The following is a 14,929-nucleotide window of genomic DNA, read 5'->3' as shown; positions in this document are numbered from 1 at the left end:
TAATGCAGCTATTGATGAGTAGGATAAGACTATGAAACCGAGAACTCTTGTAGCGAATATTAAGAAAAAAGGCCTGAGTAATGAGGCTATTGCTAAGAATATTGGCTGCTCAACCGCCTATGTGTCGAAGCTGAATAACGGCACCCGAACAACCCCTTCATACATCGTTATGGACAAACTGCGTGCTTTGTATGCGGAAGTATTTAGGGTTAAGCCATGAAGCGTGAGAAATGCACTGAAGAGGTCAAGCTCCATATTCCTCAGGCGATGAAAGACGACCTGAAAACGCTGGCTGCCCTTAACGGCTTCACTTCACTCAGCGCTTATATCCGCTATGTGCTGGATGGCCACGCGTATGGACATGTTAGCTCCATAAAAGACTTACTAACAGAGACAGTTAGGGACTAGTAGGGTCGCAAATATTTTTGAGGAAAGGAAAGAAGATGAGGGAAAGACAAGAGATTGAGCAAGTACTGTCTTTGGAAGACCGCAACGAGATTATCAATGCGTTGCTGAGGACGGCGGAGGCGCATCCGATGATTGACTTGCGGGCAACGGCTTACGGAATGTGCCGTGCGGTTGCCGCCGTGCGGCGCTATGACGACCGTCTGACGGCAACGGATGGGCTGCCTATAGAAGTCGGGCCTTGCAGCCAAGGTTCGGATGACTGCGAAATTAGCGAAAAAGATTTTGCAAATGCAATTGCATCAATGGCTCTAGGTTATGCCAGCCGATATTGGAAAGCTCAGCAATGACAATCCGGACAGACGGGCAATCAGAACACTTTGTAGCACGGATAGAAGGGTTTGATTTGGTAGTGCAGGTAGCGGCCTTTGGAAGGAGCGTTCAGCAGTTCGCGATACACACCTTCCGGCACACCGTGATACTGGTAACAGCCGCCATGTTTGAAGCGCACTTCCAAAACCGGATGTTCATAACCAATGGAGAGCAGGGTTGATGACGAAACAAATTGATGGTGCATTCCCGGCACCTTTCGAACGGATGAGCGAGGCGGAAATTATAGCCTATTTCAAACGTTACGGATTCAAGGACGAGTTTGGCCACACGTTGGAAATGTGCGGGGATTTTCTGGACTTGGTGCGGTTTGCCAAGCGGGAAGGTTAGCTAAAGGAACTCCTATGGATTATGCGAAAAACGAATACACGTTCTCCTACCGTTTCAAAGGCAGGACGTGGTCATTGAGCATTTGGGCGGACAGCCCGGAAGAGGCTAGGGAGAAACTGGGGGCTGCGGCCAATGCGCATTATGACGGGCAAATCATGCAACGGATTTATGTGCCGGCCAAGGCTGCCTGGTTTCGGCGCCTTCGGAAATGGTGGGGATGAAAAAAAGCCCGCCGGAGCGTGGCGGGCAATGGTGTTAGGGAGAGCTACAAATCGGAGCAGATTATGAATCAGATTATCCAAATTGGCAAGCATGATTTTCCAGGCAGCCTGAAAACTAAGGCGCAGATGGTGGACGTGAGGAATCGGAAATGAGACAGCGAATTGAAGATTGGTTGCGCGAGCGGCGGATTGAGCAGATTAGTCGGCGCTTGGTTGCCGCGCATCGAGCTAAAGCCGGCAATGTGCGCCAGCTGCTCGACTTGTTCAAGGCGGAAATTAACTGCCGTTCGCCGCAGCAGATTGCGCGGATGATGGCTGAGCCGATGAGCAAACGGATGGCGAAGACAAACAAACGTATCCTGAAACAGACTGGAGCGGAGAAATGAGTACGGCCAAGATTATCAAGTTTGAGCGGCGGGATACGCCACCGCCTGCCGAGGGGCAACGTATGGACAGCGGATTTATACAAATTCCGAATGATGTGTTCAGGACGGCCAAGCGTGTGCTGAAAGGTAATGACTGGCGTGTGGCTTGCGAAGTGATGGACAAAACCTACGGCTACAACAAAACCGAAGACGACATGACCATCCAGCAGATTGCTGACAGTTTGGGTATCCATCGTTGTGAGGCGAGCAAATCATATAACCGCTTACTCAAGATGGGTGTGATTCACTCGCGCAAAGGGAAATTCGGCTTCATTACCGGCTTTAATCCGGTAGAAAAATGGGCGTGTGAAATTACTACGACCGTAGGAAATTCCTACGAGGAAAATCCTACGACCGTAGGAAATTCCTACGCTCAACCGTTGGAAATTCCTACGCACAATATACAACTACCAAAATACATAAATATATATTCGTCGACGCATGACGAAAACGCGGATGCTGAAAATCAGACTTTTGCCATCGCTGACGCAATGGCTACTGAGAGCGCGGGAGAGGATGCGGATTGTCCTACCCCACAACCTGAAGACAAGAAAAACAAACAGGCTGCTGACAACCGCAAACGCTTCGAAGCGATTGCAGGCGAGTTCAATCGGGTGTTTGCTGATTGCCAAGGGGTACGCAAGGTAAACCTGGCTGCTACCCAAACCAATGCCAAGCGGATGCGCCTAATCCCGAAAGCTTGGGCGATTGCCAAACAGCGCATTGCGGCTTGGGCAGACGAGAACGGCCTGATTGGAGGCGAAGCGCCTAGCGGCAAACATTGCATCGAGTGGTTCGGTTTGTACTTCGAGCAATGCCGGCAAGACCCATTCGTTACCGGCGAAGGTGGGCGCAGCAAAGGGCATGAGAACTGGAAGCCTGGATTTGAATACCTGCTGCGGGCGGAAGTGATGGAGGCCCGTGTGCTGGAAGGGGCATGAGATGGATGAGCTGAACATGGACTGCCTGCACAGCGATGAATCGGAAGCCGAAGTAATCGGCGGCATCATCTGCCGTGGCCGCCAAGCTTTGGACGAAGCGCCGGAGCTGAAGCCGGAGCATTTCTACAATTTCCGACTGGCTGCCGCATTCCGTGCCGCGCTGGCTTTGGCCGAAGCGGGGAGAGACCCGAATTTATTTTCAATCGAAGACTGGCTGCAAACCAACCAACCGGAAGCTTTCGACCACGAGTTGCTTTCCTTCATCCACGGTAATACCGGCTACGGCAGAGTAGCGCAGTGTGCGGCTTCGGTAATCGAACGCTACCGCGCCCGTGAGGCTTACCGGAAAGCGCGTGAGTTTGCCGGACAGCTGGTGGCCAGCCGTGGTTACAACGCGAACGAGACGATTGCCAATTTTGCCCGCCAGCTGGACGAGATGGCGCTTTCGACCGAAGACAACGAAGCCACCTTCGACACGCTGGAGCTGATGCGTATCGGCATTCAGGAATTCGACCGCCGCTATCGCAATCAGGGCGTAATGGTGGGCTTGGAAACCGGCCTGCGTAGCTTGGACGAGCTGATGATGGGCTTGCAGAAAGGCAGCCTGTACATCATGGCCGGCCGCCCCGGAATGGGCAAAACGGCGGTAAGCATGACGATTGCGGAAAACATTGCCGACCGCTATCAGGATGGCGCGGTGCTGGTGTTTAACTTGGAAATGAGCAAGGAACAGCTGGCATTGCGGACGTTGGCTTCGGTGGCTGAAGTGAGCCTGAAAGACTTGCAGAAAGGCAGCGATGACAGCGGGCAGAACTGGACGAAACTCAATAACGGGCTGGGCAAATCGATGGGGCGCAAGATGTTCACGGATGTGCGGGCAACCATTTCCATTGCACAAATCCGCGCCAAAGCCCGCCAAATCAAAAACAAGCACGGCCTGAATTTGGTGGTGATTGACTACCTGCAGCTGATTGACGAGAGCGGGCGCAAGTTTAAAGACGACACCGCCCGCGTAACCTGGCTTTCACGCCAATGCAAAATTTTGGCAAAAGAACTGGACGTGCCGCTGATTGTATTGTCCCAGCTTTCCCGTGAATGCGAGAAACGCGCGGACAAACGCCCGACTTTGAGCGACCTGCGCGATTCCGGCGCGATTGAGCAGGATGCGGATGCGGTGATTTTCAACTACCGCCACGGCTACTACACCCAAGACCGCACCGATGACATGCTGGAGCTGATTGTCGCCAAGCAGCGTATGGGTGAGACCGGCACGGCGTATGCCTGCTTCCAAGGGGCGTTCAGCCGGGCGGTGGATGTGGCGGATGAATACGTGGATGCCATTTGGCGCAAACGCAACCCGCCGCCGCAACAAGGCAAACACAGCGGGAGGAAGCTATGACGGATTGCCCCTGCTGCCCGCCTGCCGGCCCTGTGCTGAACTTCCGCTGCCCGGTGTGCTGTGCCGAACAAATCCGCCGCTGCCGGCCGAACAGGAAGCTGCAGGAGAAGATGCTGCACCAGCTGACTGCCCTATCCGGTGCGCCGACCCGTGAAGAGATTTTGGAGAAAGTGAGAAAACAACATGGAATCGATTGATGAATTTTTACAACGTTACGAGCAGCACAGACGGCTGTATATCCTGACTTCGCCCGTGGTGCTGTTGATTGGCTTTGTGCTGTTGCTGATATTCGCGGCTTTGGCCGGGGCTTGGCTGTTCGTATCGGAATGCTGGCGCGAATACCGGGGCTACATCACATCATACCCGCAACGCTACCGGGCGGCTTGGCGCGGGAGGAAGCGGGATGGCCGGGCGTAAATGCAAAGTATGCGGCACGGTGTTTGAGAAGCAGAGGATGGGGCAGCTTGTCTGTTCCATAACCTGCGGCATTGAGTATCGGCGTGAGCAGAAGCGCAAGGCGGCTACCAAGGCAGAGCGGGAAGCCAAGCGCAAGGAGCGGGCGAGAACCAAGGCGCTGCGACACAAGCTGGAGACGATACCGGGGCTGACCAAGAAGGCGCAAGCGGCGTTTAACCGCTACATCCGGCTGCGGGATAGGGGCAGGCCTTGCATCAGCTGCGGCATGCCGTGGAAAGAGAACTTTCAAGCCTGCCACTATGTGCCGGCGGGCAGAAGCGGCAAGCTGCGGTTTGACGAGGACAATGTGCATGGTGGCTGTGTGCGCTGCAATCTGTACGAGAGCGGCAATATCCGGGGCTACCGTATCGGCTTGATTGAACGCATCGGGCGGGCACGGGTGGAAGAGCTGGATGCCGACCATGAAGTGCGGAAGTGGACGAAAGAGGAGCTGCGCGAACTGGCGGCGGCATACCGCCGGAAGGCGGGGGAAATCGAATGAGCCAAAAGTTTGAGCGGGTGCTGGACAAGAAAAACAAGCGGGATGTGATGAAGCTGGCGTATGAGATGGCGGGAACGCTATTGCAGTCGCATGAAAAGGTCATTGTGGAAGTGCGGGAACGGAAACGTTCGGATGCGCAAAATGCCAAGCTGCACGCGATGCTGGGGGATATTGCGAAACATAAAACCTTTAATGGCCAGAAACTCTCAATCGAGCAATGGAAGATGATTTTTGTCTCCGGGCATCGGATTGCCACCGGCGGCACGGCTGAAATGGCGATTGGCTTGGAGGGCGAAGTCATCAACCTACGGGAGAGTACGGCGCGGATGGGGGTGCGGCGTACGGCGAGTTTGATTGAGTATATCCAGGCGTGGGCGGCGGGCAACGGGGTGGAGTTTGGCGGAAGGGAGGGGTGAATGCCGCAAACCTACAAAGACCCGACCTTTGATGAAGTAGCCCGCCGTGAAGCCCAGCGGCAACGCAAAGAGAAAATCCGGGCAAGCCGCTGGTATCGAGTAATGAAACGCCGCCGTATCAAGAAACTACTATCCAAACAGATGAACAGGAAATAGCATGTACCAGTCAGTCGAAGCAGCATTGAGCCACGCCTACCGCTTATCTTGTATGCGGATTGAGCCATTGAACAATACCGCACAAATTTGCCACTGGGTGGAGGATAAGGGCGTAAGTCGTGGCGGCGGACAAGGGATGACACAACATGACTGGCACGCCAACAGTGCGATGATACGGGCAAGGGTGGAACGACTGCTGAACCATTTGGAGCTTTGTGCTGTAGAAGCCCAATACGGCAGCAATTTAAGCCGTATCGTGGATTTGAGCAGCTACATCTTAGAACAGCAGCAAGGCATTTCCTTGTTGCTCTGTGATGCCCTGTTGTCTCATATTTTTTCAGGTAGCCCGAAGCAAACAGAGATTCAGGATAGATTTGATATTGGGCGAGTAACGTTGTGGCGGAAAAAGAAACAGGTTGGGGAAATCGTTGCCGGGCTGCTCAATAGCGCCATTTGCAAACTGGAGCCAGAGTTGAGGCAAGCGGGGATTTTAGATTAAGATAGATTAAATTGCTTTAAGGTTTGTATAATAGCAGATACCAATTAACCATTTTTAGAGGGGATTAGGAATGCGTAGCATATTTTTCTTGGATTCTGTTTTATCCACTAAAATCATCACTTTGATTTACTGGCTGCTGCTATTGGTCAATAACCTGTTCGCCATCGGCTTGATGATGGGCGGGTTTGCCGGTGGGCAGTCTCAGATTGAGGCGCAGCAGGTCGGCGGTGTGATGGGGATATTCGCAGGTTTGGGCTTGCTGATATTCGGCAACCTGATTATCCGCTTGTGGGCTGAATTTACTGTGGTTATGTTCAAAATCCAACAGAACACCTATAAGACTGCCGAGAGAATCGGCTATTTGATTGAGCAAAATAGGAAATATCCGAGACAAGGAGAGCAATGATGAAAAAAATGTTATTTATCATATTGTTGTCAATCTCCCTGCCATCTATAGCGGAAGTGAAGTCTATCTTGCCAGCAGGGGATGATGGGCCGGAGCAATGCCAAACACTAAGGGGATTTATTTCATTCACTCAAAACGTTTATAACTTTGCCTATACTGGACGATACTCTCTTCAAGCGGCGGATGAGAAAGTCAGTGCTTATGCTATGGAATCTATTGCTAGGGACGGCGCTTACTCTTTGTCATCCATGGCCTCGTATCAGGATTTAATAGCGATGGCACGCCAAATCCGAACCCAAATTTTTGATGGTACCTTGCCTACAAGTAAATGGAGAGACCAGCAAATTATCATACAAAATCGCTGTATTGAAATGGTTCGGTCAGACCCGATGATAGATAATTCATCATATAGCAGAGCTATTGATTATCGGCAGTTGAGAAACAGGTAAACGCCAGCCCCTTGCGCAATCAGGGGGTTTTGTTTATGATGCAGTCTCCTACTTCAAAAGCTGTACCCGACCAGTTGTCGGTATTTTTGTATCTGTACCAAATCCCCAACAGTCTGCTGATTGCTCTCTCCTTCAACAGATTTTCCAAGTTTACGGGGGTGCGGGTATCGGCAACGACCCGGCGCATCTTTTGAGCGTAGGACACCCCCACCTATTCAGGTGGCCTTTAATCCCTAAATCAAAAGGAGTTCAGAAATGAACGCTCAAATCTCTGTGGCCAATGTCTCCGTCCGTCAATTCAACGGTCTTTATTCCATCAACGATTTACACCGTGCCGCCGGCAAAGAACGCAAGCATGAACCCCATGCTTGGCTTCGTAGTCAGCAAGCTATTGAACTTATTAAAGAATTAGAGAAAACACAAAACTGTGTTATCCAGTCAAAACAAGGGCTTGGCACTTTCGTAAGTAAAGAGCTGGTGGTGCATTACGGTATGTGGATTTCTCCGGCCTTCTCGCTGAAAGTTATCCGCGCGTTTCTCGACACGCAAGAAGATGTTTCAGGTAGCCCTAAGCTGGAAACCCAAACCACGATAGACGAGCGGCGCGGCTTGGTGGATGCGGTCAAGCTGCTGGTAGCCCGCTGCGGTATCGATTATTCGGCCGCCTACCGTATGGTGCATCAGCGCTTCGGTGTGGCGCATATCGACCAAATCGCCGCCCCGTTGTTGCCCTCTGCGGTGGCTTATGTGCATTCGCTCACGTTACACAGCGGAATGAACGGCGAAGTGTTGGATAGGCTACCTGAAAATATGCAGCCCCAACCCCTGCGTAACTTGCAGGGCGCCGTAATCAACAGCCTGTACTGCGCCGAATTTATCTACCAGCATAGGGCAGCCTTGCGCGGGCTGAACCGCCGCCTAGCCGCTACGCTGAACGACCATGCTGCCGATAGCATCATGTTCCTGCGCAATGTGGCCGAACAGGCTGGTATCAGAGTGCCAGACAACGAGTATTTCCAATACTTCCCTTGGGATGGCGATAGTGCAGAGAAAGCCCGCTATCACAAACTGAATGCTTAATTTCAGGTAGCCCAAGCCCCGCGAACGCATCACGGGGCTGGGTTCGAACTAGTTCCATTTTGGAACTAGTTCACTTCCTCATGTGACAGCGTAATTTTAATTACGGCGAATTCGCCATATTTGGCAGGCTGGAGAATGGGAGTGTTGCTTATTACGTTATTGTTTTTGCTATAAATCAACTTTTCAACTAAAATACTTGAATTATAGTTTTACATCAACTATAATGTAAACTGTTTAATAGTAATACCACCAACTAACATAAAAAGGGAGGACAAGCATGGGGCTGACAAAATTCGGCGAAGCTGTCCGTGAGGCTCGCCGCCAAACCAAGCAAACGTTGCTGACAATGTCTGAGGCATTGGGTAAGTCACCAGCTTTTTTAAGTGCCATAGAAACCGGTCGTAGTAAAGTGCCAATGGATTTTGTTAGTGATATTGAAGACTTCTTTTTGAGTTTAGATTATCCAATAGAATCTATGCGATTGAGGGAGAAGGCGATGGTTGCTAATGAAGTTGCACCATTGGATGGACTGAACTTGCAGCATCAGATGTTGGTTGCTGGGTTTGCGAATTCTGATTTAAATAAAAAGCAATTAGAACTGTTTGCCAAACTACTAGCGGAGATTCAATTAACCTCCACACAAGGGAAAAATGATAATGCCAAATCAGAGTAGTGCTTATATTTTAAGGGGGCAGCGTGTTATGCCCTTGGGTATTAAGGATGTGCAATCAATTGCATCGGAAACAGCAAGAGTCTTAAAAGTCAATAGAAGCACTTTAGGGCAGATGGATCAATTCATGGAGCAGCTAGGGAAATACGGTATTACCGTAGACCCTGTTGCTGATAATGAGTGATTACATATCACTAAAGCTATGTGCCATAACCGCGCCATCTGTATGCCGGAAAGCCTCTATATTCGCATCTGTGATGGCGAGCCGGAGGCTATTTTTATCTTCTTTCATGAGCTTGGGCATTTAATGCTCGGTCATCAGGCTTCTTTGCACTATAGCGATATTGAGCCTACTCAGCAGGAAGATGCAGAGTGGCAAGCTGATGAATATTCAAAAACAATTTTGAGTAAGATGGGAATTTATTCTATTCCAGAACAGCTTAACTTGCGGTTCTGATAAAGAAAAACGACTTGGAATGCTACCAACATCCCAAGCCGCTTCTTAAAAAATAGTGGTGAATGTACGACCAATACAAACACCAAAACAGCTGTGTCTCTCCGCTGTTTGCAATGCACACATCCAGCAAGATTTAAGCTGCTTGTTCCTTACAAGTATGTAATTCTAGCGCTTATCATGGGTCATTGTCTATACCATAGCTAAAGAGAGAGGCCTTACCCTTTCTATAATGGAGATTCGTATGGAAGTGTTCCATGATGAACGTGGTAGCTTTATTCTGCGTTGGACACGCAAACTGAAAGATGGTCGCGTGATCCGTGCGAAAAGCAAACCGTTCAAAATCTACATCAGCAAGTTTGCATAATTGCTGACCACTTGCCCGGCCTAGCCGGAACCAGCAGCCTTCGGGCTGCTTTTTTTATTGCGGCTGCGGTATGATGAAACTTAGTTTGCCCAGGTGTGTTGTTGGATAAATTTGATGCCTATAGTTTACTTATAAGTGTACAATGAAACCTAAACTGCTATACAATGGCATACGCCCTTTATATGTACTCTGCGAAGATGGGGAAGAGTTGTCTGGCTTAGAGCATGAGCTGGATAGCTACCGGCAATCCGCCCAAACCGTCCGCCATGAGGCTAGTATCCAAGCTATTATGCAGCGCTTCGCCAACGGCGAAAGACTGACACCGAAGATGTTTCATGAGGCCGGCAAGGCACACGGCTTCACCGTGTATGAGTTCATCAAACAGCCGATTCGTGTTTATTGTATAAATATCCCGAACTCAAAAGGCTGTCTCCTGCTTAGCCATAGCGTGTTGAAAAAATGGCAGAAAACTAAATCATCAGATTTGGAAAAAGCTTATCGGCAACTGCAAAATGTGTTGTCATTGGAGCATTTAGTATCATGAATAAAATAGAAAATTACGAACTGATAAAAGCTCAAGAAGAGGCGAAGGTAGATTTCGCCATCATGCTGAATAACCTCTTGGATGAAAAAAAACTCTCCTATACCGACCTGGCCAAACTCACAGGTAAAAGCAAATCACTTATTTCTAGGATTATGGGCGGCAGCAATAATCTGACTATAGAAACCATGGTTTCTATGTTATTTGCGCTGGATGAAAAAATTGTGATTTCTACCGAAGATAAGCTGCAAGCAGAATATGGACGGGTTTTGAGTATTACATCCGACTCCCCTATAACCAACTTATCTAAGCGACAGCCTTACCACATCGGCAACTTCAGGCCGCTAGCGCTGGAGGTGTAAAGTGAAAATACAACTGCTCGACATCAAACAGGGCTCGTCAACCAAACGTCTTGGTGGGCAGGGTATTGATATATCGGGAATCAACAGAAGCCTCACCATCACCCAAGGTAAGCTGTTTCTGAATGAAGAAAATGACCAGATTTTAATCCGTCCCCAAGCACAATTTCGGATTGCGAATGGGGAGGATGAAGAGATTTTCGCCCTCGAATCCGAATATATGGTGTTTTTTCGCTTAGAAGGCGTAGACGGGCAAACTCCGGAACAAGCATTAGGCAGAAACCCCGCGCTAGTGGCGAAATTACATGAATATTCGCAAATTGCGGTAGGTATTCATCTTCAGATGGAATTAAACCTTACCACCTTGGATGCGGGAATGCCCCTGTGGGAAGGGGAATACATCACTCCAAACCCAAGCTAAAAATTGATTAGAACAGTATGCCTCAAGCAGCCTTCGGGCTGCTTTTGTGTTGCACTTGACAATATGAAACACTTTTGGTATAAAACTGCTATATTTCGAAGAAAGTTGCGAATTGGCGATTTTCTCTTTTATTTTTGGCTGTCTGCGGGCGGCCTTTATTATTTTCAGGCAGCTCGATATGGCAAAAGCAGAACGCCCAGTCGGGCGACCAACAACATACAGTCAGGAAACGGCAGATAAGATCTGCGAACTAATCGCCCGGGGCATGAGCTTGCGGGCGATTTGTGCATCTGCGGATATGCCAGCGGGAGGCACAGTGCACCGCTGGCTGACGGAACACCAAGATTTTCAGGAGCAATACGCGCGTGCGCGCGAGGAACAGGCAGACGGTTTTGCTGACGAGATTATCGATATTGCCGATTCTGTCGCGCCCGAAACTGGCGAAGTGGCGAAAGCCAAACTACGAATCGACGCTCGCAAGTGGAAAGCCGCCAAGCTTGCGCCGAAGAAGTATGGCGAGAAGCTGGAACTGGATGCCGATATGCGCGTGAAGGTAGAGACTCGCCCACTGGAAGACATTTTCAGGTAGCCCTATGGCCAATCCGTATTTCAAGCCGCTTATCCGTAAGGCACGTTACAAGGTGCTGTACGGTGGGCGCGGTAGCGGGAAATCATATTTCCTGGCGGAATTGGCGGTGGAAGTGTCGCGCCGTATCAGTACAGTAATCCTGTGTGCCCGTGAGTTTCAAGGTTCGCTGGACGACTCAGTGTACCAACTCCTGATTGAGACCATTGACCGCTTGGGCTACACGGATGAGTTTGATATTCTGAAATCAGCCATCACCCACAAAGGCACGGGTGCAAAGTTCGTGTTTTACGGCATCAAGAACAACGTTACCAAAATCAAATCGATTCAGGGCATAGGCGTGTGCTGGGTGGAAGAGGCCGAAGCAGTAACGAAGAACTCTTGGGATGTGCTGATACCGTCCATCCGTGGCGACAAGAACGCGGAAATCTGGGTGAGCTTCAACCCGAAGAACATTCTGGACGACACCTATCAGCGGTTCATCATCCACCCGCCAAAAGACAGCATCGTCTTAAAGGCTAACTACGACATTAACCCGCATTTTGAAGATACGCCGCTATTGGCTGATATGCTCGAATGCAAAGAGCGGGACGAAGACCTATACCGCCATATTTGGCTGGGCGAGCCGGTGGCAGACAGCGAACTGGCGATTATCAAGCCAAGTTGGATTGAAGCCGCTATTGATGCACATGAAAAACTGGGCTTCTCCGCCGCAGGCCGGCGCATCCTCGGTTTTGACGTGGCCGATGAAGGCGATGATGCCAACGCCACCGTATTGCGGCACGGATCAGTCGTAACCGATATGCAGCAATGGCGCGGGCAGGATGTGATTTATTCCGCCGACAAGGTTTATTTGTACGCCCAAGAGCAACATATCGACCGCATTGTGTATGACAACATCGGCGTGGGTGCTGGTGTGAAGGCGCAGTTCCGGCGCAAGAACGGCAAGGTGCAAACGCTTGGCTTCAACGCGGGTGGGGCGGTGTACAAGCCCGATGCGAAATACACTGATGATAAGAGAAACCGTGACATGTTCGCCAACATAAAGGCACAGGCATGGTGGATGGTGCGCGACCGCTTCTACAAGACGTGGCGAGCTGTGCACCATGGCGACAGCTACCCAGAAGACCAGCTTATCAGCCTATCAAGCAGCCTGCATGATTTGGAATACCTCACCGCCGAACTGAGCCGCCCACGCGTGGATTACGACCAAAACGGGCGAGTGAAGGCTGAGAGCAAGAAAGACATGAAAAAGCGCGGCATCCCCAGCCCGAACCGGGCGGATGCGCTGGTAATGGCCTTTGCCCCTGTGCAGGGCGGGCTGAACATAAACCCCAAGATATTGAGCGGACTATGAGCAAGAAAAAGAATAAGCCAAACGCCAAGGCCATGCGCCGCGCGTTGCAAAGGCTACCTGAAAAACAGCCCGTCTCATACAGCTTGGATTTCCCTACTCTGCCTGACGGCGTAAAGCCAAACGGCATAGCCATGGACAGCAGCCCCTTAGGAAACTTTGGGGCTGATTGCTTTTTCGGCACCGGCTTTATCGGCTATCCGCGCTTGGCCGAACTGGCGCAGATTTCTGAATACCGCAGCGTAAGTGAAACCACCGCCAACGAAATGACCCGCCAATGGATAGAAATCAAATCCGTGGGCGAAGAAGACAACAGCGAGGCCATAAAGCAGATCGAGGAATGCTACGAACGGCTGAACGTGCGCGATGTGTTCCGCAAAGCCATCGAAACAGACGGCCTGTTCGGGCGTGGGCAGATACTGGTGCAAATCAAAGACCACGACGGCAAATTAGCCAACCCGCTGCTCCTAACCGAGAAAACCATCGCCAAAAGCAGCCTGAAAGCCTTGGTGAACATCGAGCCGATGTGGACGACCCCTGCGCCGTACAACGCCATCGACCCTACCTTGCCGGACTTCTACAAGCCGAAGGCATGGTATGTGATGGCGCAGGAAATCCACGCCAGCCGACTGTTTACCCTGATTTCCCGCCCCGTTCCGGATATGCTCAAGCCCGCCTACAACTTCGGCGGTGTGAGTATGACCCAACTCATGATGCCTTATGTGGAACGCTGGCTGCGCACCGTGGACTCTATCAGTGACCTGCTACACAGCTTCTCTTTGTCTGGCATCAAAACCGACATGAGCGCGGTACTGAACGGCAGCGACGACGGCGACACCAACATCATGCTGCGTGCCGAACTGTACAACCGTTTGCGCGACAACCGCGGCCTGATGCTGTTGAGCAAGGAGGAAGAAGAGTTCTTCCAGTTCAATACCCCACTATCCGGCTTGGATACGCTGCTTGCCCAATCTCAGGAGCAAATGGCCGCCCCTAGCCATACTCCATTAGTGAAGCTGCTCGGTATCACCCCCAGCGGCCTGAATGCCAGCACAGAGGGCGAGATTGCCGTTTACTACGACCACATCCGCGCCATGCAGGAAAACCTGCTGCGCGACCCGTTGGATAAGCTGCTCAAGCTGGTGCAACTGCATCTGTTCGGGAAAGTGAACGACAACATCACTTTCGACTTTGTGCCTTTGCAGCAGATGAGCGAAACCGAGCTTTCCACCATCCGCAAATCCGATACCGACCGCGACGTGGCCTACATTCAGGCTGGGGTAGTGTCGGCAGAGGAAGTACGCGGGCGGCTGGCGAGTGAGCCGGACAGCGGCTACAACGGCATCGACGTAGAAGATGTGCCTGAAATGCCCGATGACGGCTTTTCAGACGGGCTGAATGACGGCATGGAGGAAGATGTCGGAGAATCCACCGACCCAAAGCCTAAGCCTGCCCAAGATGCCCAATGGGACGAATCCAAGCATCCGAGGGCGGAGAACGGGCAGTTCGGGGAGGGAAGCGGGCTGCCTGAAAAACAGGATGGCCAAACCCAAGCCGGAATCCCCGAAATCAAGGGTAACGAGCTGGGCTTGTGGTCAAGTATGAAGGAGCTGCGCGAGAAAGCTCGGGCGTTTGCACGACGGTTTGTCGGGAAGACTTTTAAAAACCGAGAAACCGGACATGAAATCATGGTTTCCATGAGTGGGGTGAAGCACACCATCGCACACGGAAACGACGGACTGATTAAAACCATCCCGATTATTCCGGATATGTTGCAGGCTGCACATTTCCTTCACGCAGAGAAGCCAAGAATTGCAGACAGTAATGTTCTCGAAGTTGAGAAATATTCGGTAGATGTGGCGATTGAAGGGGAAGTAAAGCGGATGCTGATTACGGTGAAACACCAAACAGACGGCAGACGTTATTACGACCACGGATTTTGGGCAGACAAATGAAAAAGGCAACGTTTAATCTACGGTATATCGCCAGTTGCTAAGACTGGGTTATTGAACCGCCGTTGCCTTGGAGAGCAGCATCATAACCAACCAGCACCTTCGCGCGTTCATATGCGACCGACCTCTTAGTTGATTAGTGATACCGCT

The 14,929-nt window shown here is 51.0% G+C and carries 25 protein-coding genes; 24 read left to right on the top strand and 1 reads right to left on the bottom strand.

The window, feature by feature from the left end; translation table 11 throughout:
* The first annotated feature begins 31 nt into the window (after positions 1–31).
* Both A7Q03_RS08710 and A7Q03_RS08700 read left to right on the top strand, forming a co-directional pair.
* Complete coding sequence (locus A7Q03_RS08710; RefSeq protein ID WP_067438194.1) at positions 32–220, top strand: helix-turn-helix transcriptional regulator; 189 nt, start codon at positions 32–34, stop codon at positions 218–220.
* A 223-nt stretch (positions 221–443) separates the two neighbouring features.
* On the top strand, positions 444–755 hold the full coding sequence (locus A7Q03_RS08700) for a hypothetical protein (protein ID WP_067449110.1): 312 nt from the start codon (positions 444–446) through the stop codon (positions 753–755).
* 20 nt (positions 756–775) lie between these two features.
* Here A7Q03_RS08700 and A7Q03_RS09940 read toward each other — a convergent pair whose 3' ends face one another.
* Positions 776–982, bottom strand: coding sequence for a KTSC domain-containing protein (locus A7Q03_RS09940; RefSeq protein ID WP_082880736.1), 207 nt, complete (start codon positions 980–982; stop codon positions 776–778).
* A 157-nt stretch (positions 983–1,139) separates the two neighbouring features.
* Between A7Q03_RS09940 and A7Q03_RS08690 the strand changes: the two genes are divergently transcribed.
* The 22 genes from A7Q03_RS08690 (at position 1,140) to A7Q03_RS08595 (ending at position 14,782) form a co-directional block, all read left to right on the top strand.
* The gene (locus A7Q03_RS08690; protein ID WP_067449106.1) at positions 1,140–1,346 is read left to right on the top strand and encodes a hypothetical protein; all 207 of its coding nucleotides are present in this window, start codon (positions 1,140–1,142) and stop codon (positions 1,344–1,346) included.
* Positions 1,347–1,495: 149 nt separating this feature from the next.
* The gene (locus tag A7Q03_RS08685) at positions 1,496–1,732 is read left to right on the top strand and encodes a hypothetical protein (RefSeq protein WP_067449102.1); all 237 of its coding nucleotides are present in this window, start codon (positions 1,496–1,498) and stop codon (positions 1,730–1,732) included.
* Positions 1,729–2,712: a replication protein gene (locus A7Q03_RS08680; RefSeq protein WP_067449100.1), complete on the top strand. Its 984-nt coding sequence runs from the start codon at positions 1,729–1,731 to the stop codon at positions 2,710–2,712. Before A7Q03_RS08685 ends, A7Q03_RS08680 begins: the two co-directional genes overlap by 4 nt.
* Position 2,713: 1 nt before the next feature.
* Complete coding sequence (locus tag A7Q03_RS08675; protein ID WP_067449098.1) at positions 2,714–4,111, top strand: DnaB-like helicase C-terminal domain-containing protein; 1,398 nt, start codon at positions 2,714–2,716, stop codon at positions 4,109–4,111.
* A complete protein-coding gene (locus A7Q03_RS08670) occupies positions 4,108–4,308 on the top strand; it encodes a hypothetical protein (protein ID WP_067449096.1) in 201 nt (66 codons plus the stop codon). Before A7Q03_RS08675 ends, A7Q03_RS08670 begins: the two co-directional genes overlap by 4 nt.
* Complete coding sequence (locus A7Q03_RS08665) at positions 4,295–4,528, top strand: hypothetical protein (protein WP_067449094.1); 234 nt, start codon at positions 4,295–4,297, stop codon at positions 4,526–4,528. The genes A7Q03_RS08670 and A7Q03_RS08665 overlap by 14 nt, the downstream gene beginning before the upstream one ends.
* Entirely contained in the window at positions 4,515–5,069 is a 555-nt protein-coding gene (locus A7Q03_RS08660; RefSeq protein ID WP_067449092.1) for a recombination protein NinG, read from the top strand. Before A7Q03_RS08665 ends, A7Q03_RS08660 begins: the two co-directional genes overlap by 14 nt.
* Positions 5,066–5,485 (top strand): recombination protein NinB, encoded by a 420-nt coding sequence (locus A7Q03_RS08655; protein WP_067449090.1) that lies wholly within the window; start codon positions 5,066–5,068, stop codon positions 5,483–5,485. The genes A7Q03_RS08660 and A7Q03_RS08655 overlap by 4 nt, the downstream gene beginning before the upstream one ends.
* Positions 5,486–5,641 carry a hypothetical protein gene (locus A7Q03_RS10285; RefSeq protein WP_153705602.1) on the top strand — a complete coding sequence of 52 codons (156 nt, stop codon included), beginning with the start codon at positions 5,486–5,488 and terminating at the stop codon, positions 5,639–5,641.
* 1 nt (position 5,642) lies between these two features.
* Complete coding sequence (locus A7Q03_RS08650; RefSeq protein WP_067449088.1) at positions 5,643–6,140, top strand: hypothetical protein; 498 nt, start codon at positions 5,643–5,645, stop codon at positions 6,138–6,140.
* Positions 6,141–6,228: 88 nt separating this feature from the next.
* The gene (locus tag A7Q03_RS08645) at positions 6,229–6,546 is read left to right on the top strand and encodes a DUF4282 domain-containing protein (protein WP_197474761.1); all 318 of its coding nucleotides are present in this window, start codon (positions 6,229–6,231) and stop codon (positions 6,544–6,546) included.
* A complete protein-coding gene (locus A7Q03_RS08640; RefSeq protein WP_156502951.1) occupies positions 6,543–6,995 on the top strand; it encodes a hypothetical protein in 453 nt (150 codons plus the stop codon). The genes A7Q03_RS08645 and A7Q03_RS08640 overlap by 4 nt, the downstream gene beginning before the upstream one ends.
* 255 nt (positions 6,996–7,250) lie before the next feature.
* On the top strand, positions 7,251–8,075 hold the full coding sequence (locus A7Q03_RS08635; RefSeq protein ID WP_067449082.1) for a KilA-N domain-containing protein: 825 nt from the start codon (positions 7,251–7,253) through the stop codon (positions 8,073–8,075).
* Positions 8,076–8,352: 277 nt separating this feature from the next.
* Positions 8,353–8,748 carry a helix-turn-helix transcriptional regulator gene (locus A7Q03_RS08630; protein WP_067449080.1) on the top strand — a complete coding sequence of 132 codons (396 nt, stop codon included), beginning with the start codon at positions 8,353–8,355 and terminating at the stop codon, positions 8,746–8,748.
* A gap of 223 nt (positions 8,749–8,971) precedes the next feature.
* Positions 8,972–9,202 carry an ImmA/IrrE family metallo-endopeptidase gene (locus A7Q03_RS10655; RefSeq protein WP_231881794.1) on the top strand — a complete coding sequence of 77 codons (231 nt, stop codon included), beginning with the start codon at positions 8,972–8,974 and terminating at the stop codon, positions 9,200–9,202.
* A 241-nt stretch (positions 9,203–9,443) separates the two neighbouring features.
* Positions 9,444–9,566 carry a hypothetical protein gene (locus tag A7Q03_RS10775; protein WP_255361290.1) on the top strand — a complete coding sequence of 41 codons (123 nt, stop codon included), beginning with the start codon at positions 9,444–9,446 and terminating at the stop codon, positions 9,564–9,566.
* A gap of 142 nt (positions 9,567–9,708) precedes the next feature.
* Entirely contained in the window at positions 9,709–10,110 is a 402-nt protein-coding gene (locus A7Q03_RS08620) for a hypothetical protein (RefSeq protein WP_067449078.1), read from the top strand.
* The gene (locus tag A7Q03_RS08615; protein ID WP_067449076.1) at positions 10,107–10,469 is read left to right on the top strand and encodes an XRE family transcriptional regulator; all 363 of its coding nucleotides are present in this window, start codon (positions 10,107–10,109) and stop codon (positions 10,467–10,469) included. The genes A7Q03_RS08620 and A7Q03_RS08615 overlap by 4 nt, the downstream gene beginning before the upstream one ends.
* 1 nt (position 10,470) lies before the next feature.
* Positions 10,471–10,887, top strand: a complete 417-nt coding sequence (locus A7Q03_RS08610; protein ID WP_067449074.1) for a hypothetical protein — start codon at positions 10,471–10,473, stop codon at positions 10,885–10,887.
* 112 nt (positions 10,888–10,999) lie between these two features.
* Positions 11,000–11,476, top strand: a complete 477-nt coding sequence (locus tag A7Q03_RS08605; protein WP_231881790.1) for a hypothetical protein — start codon at positions 11,000–11,002, stop codon at positions 11,474–11,476.
* A 4-nt stretch (positions 11,477–11,480) separates the two neighbouring features.
* Complete coding sequence (locus A7Q03_RS08600; protein ID WP_067449072.1) at positions 11,481–12,830, top strand: PBSX family phage terminase large subunit; 1,350 nt, start codon at positions 11,481–11,483, stop codon at positions 12,828–12,830.
* Positions 12,827–14,782 (top strand): anti-CBASS protein Acb1 family protein, encoded by a 1,956-nt coding sequence (locus A7Q03_RS08595; protein ID WP_067449070.1) that lies wholly within the window; start codon positions 12,827–12,829, stop codon positions 14,780–14,782. Before A7Q03_RS08600 ends, A7Q03_RS08595 begins: the two co-directional genes overlap by 4 nt.
* Positions 14,783–14,929: the final 147 nt, after the last annotated feature.

The sequence above is a fragment of the Eikenella sp. NML99-0057 genome (assembly GCF_001648535.1).
Lineage (GTDB): Bacteria > Pseudomonadota > Gammaproteobacteria > Burkholderiales > Neisseriaceae > Eikenella > Eikenella exigua.
Note: the sequence above shows the minus strand (reverse complement) of the source record. Positions and strands in the feature narration are given on the sequence as shown.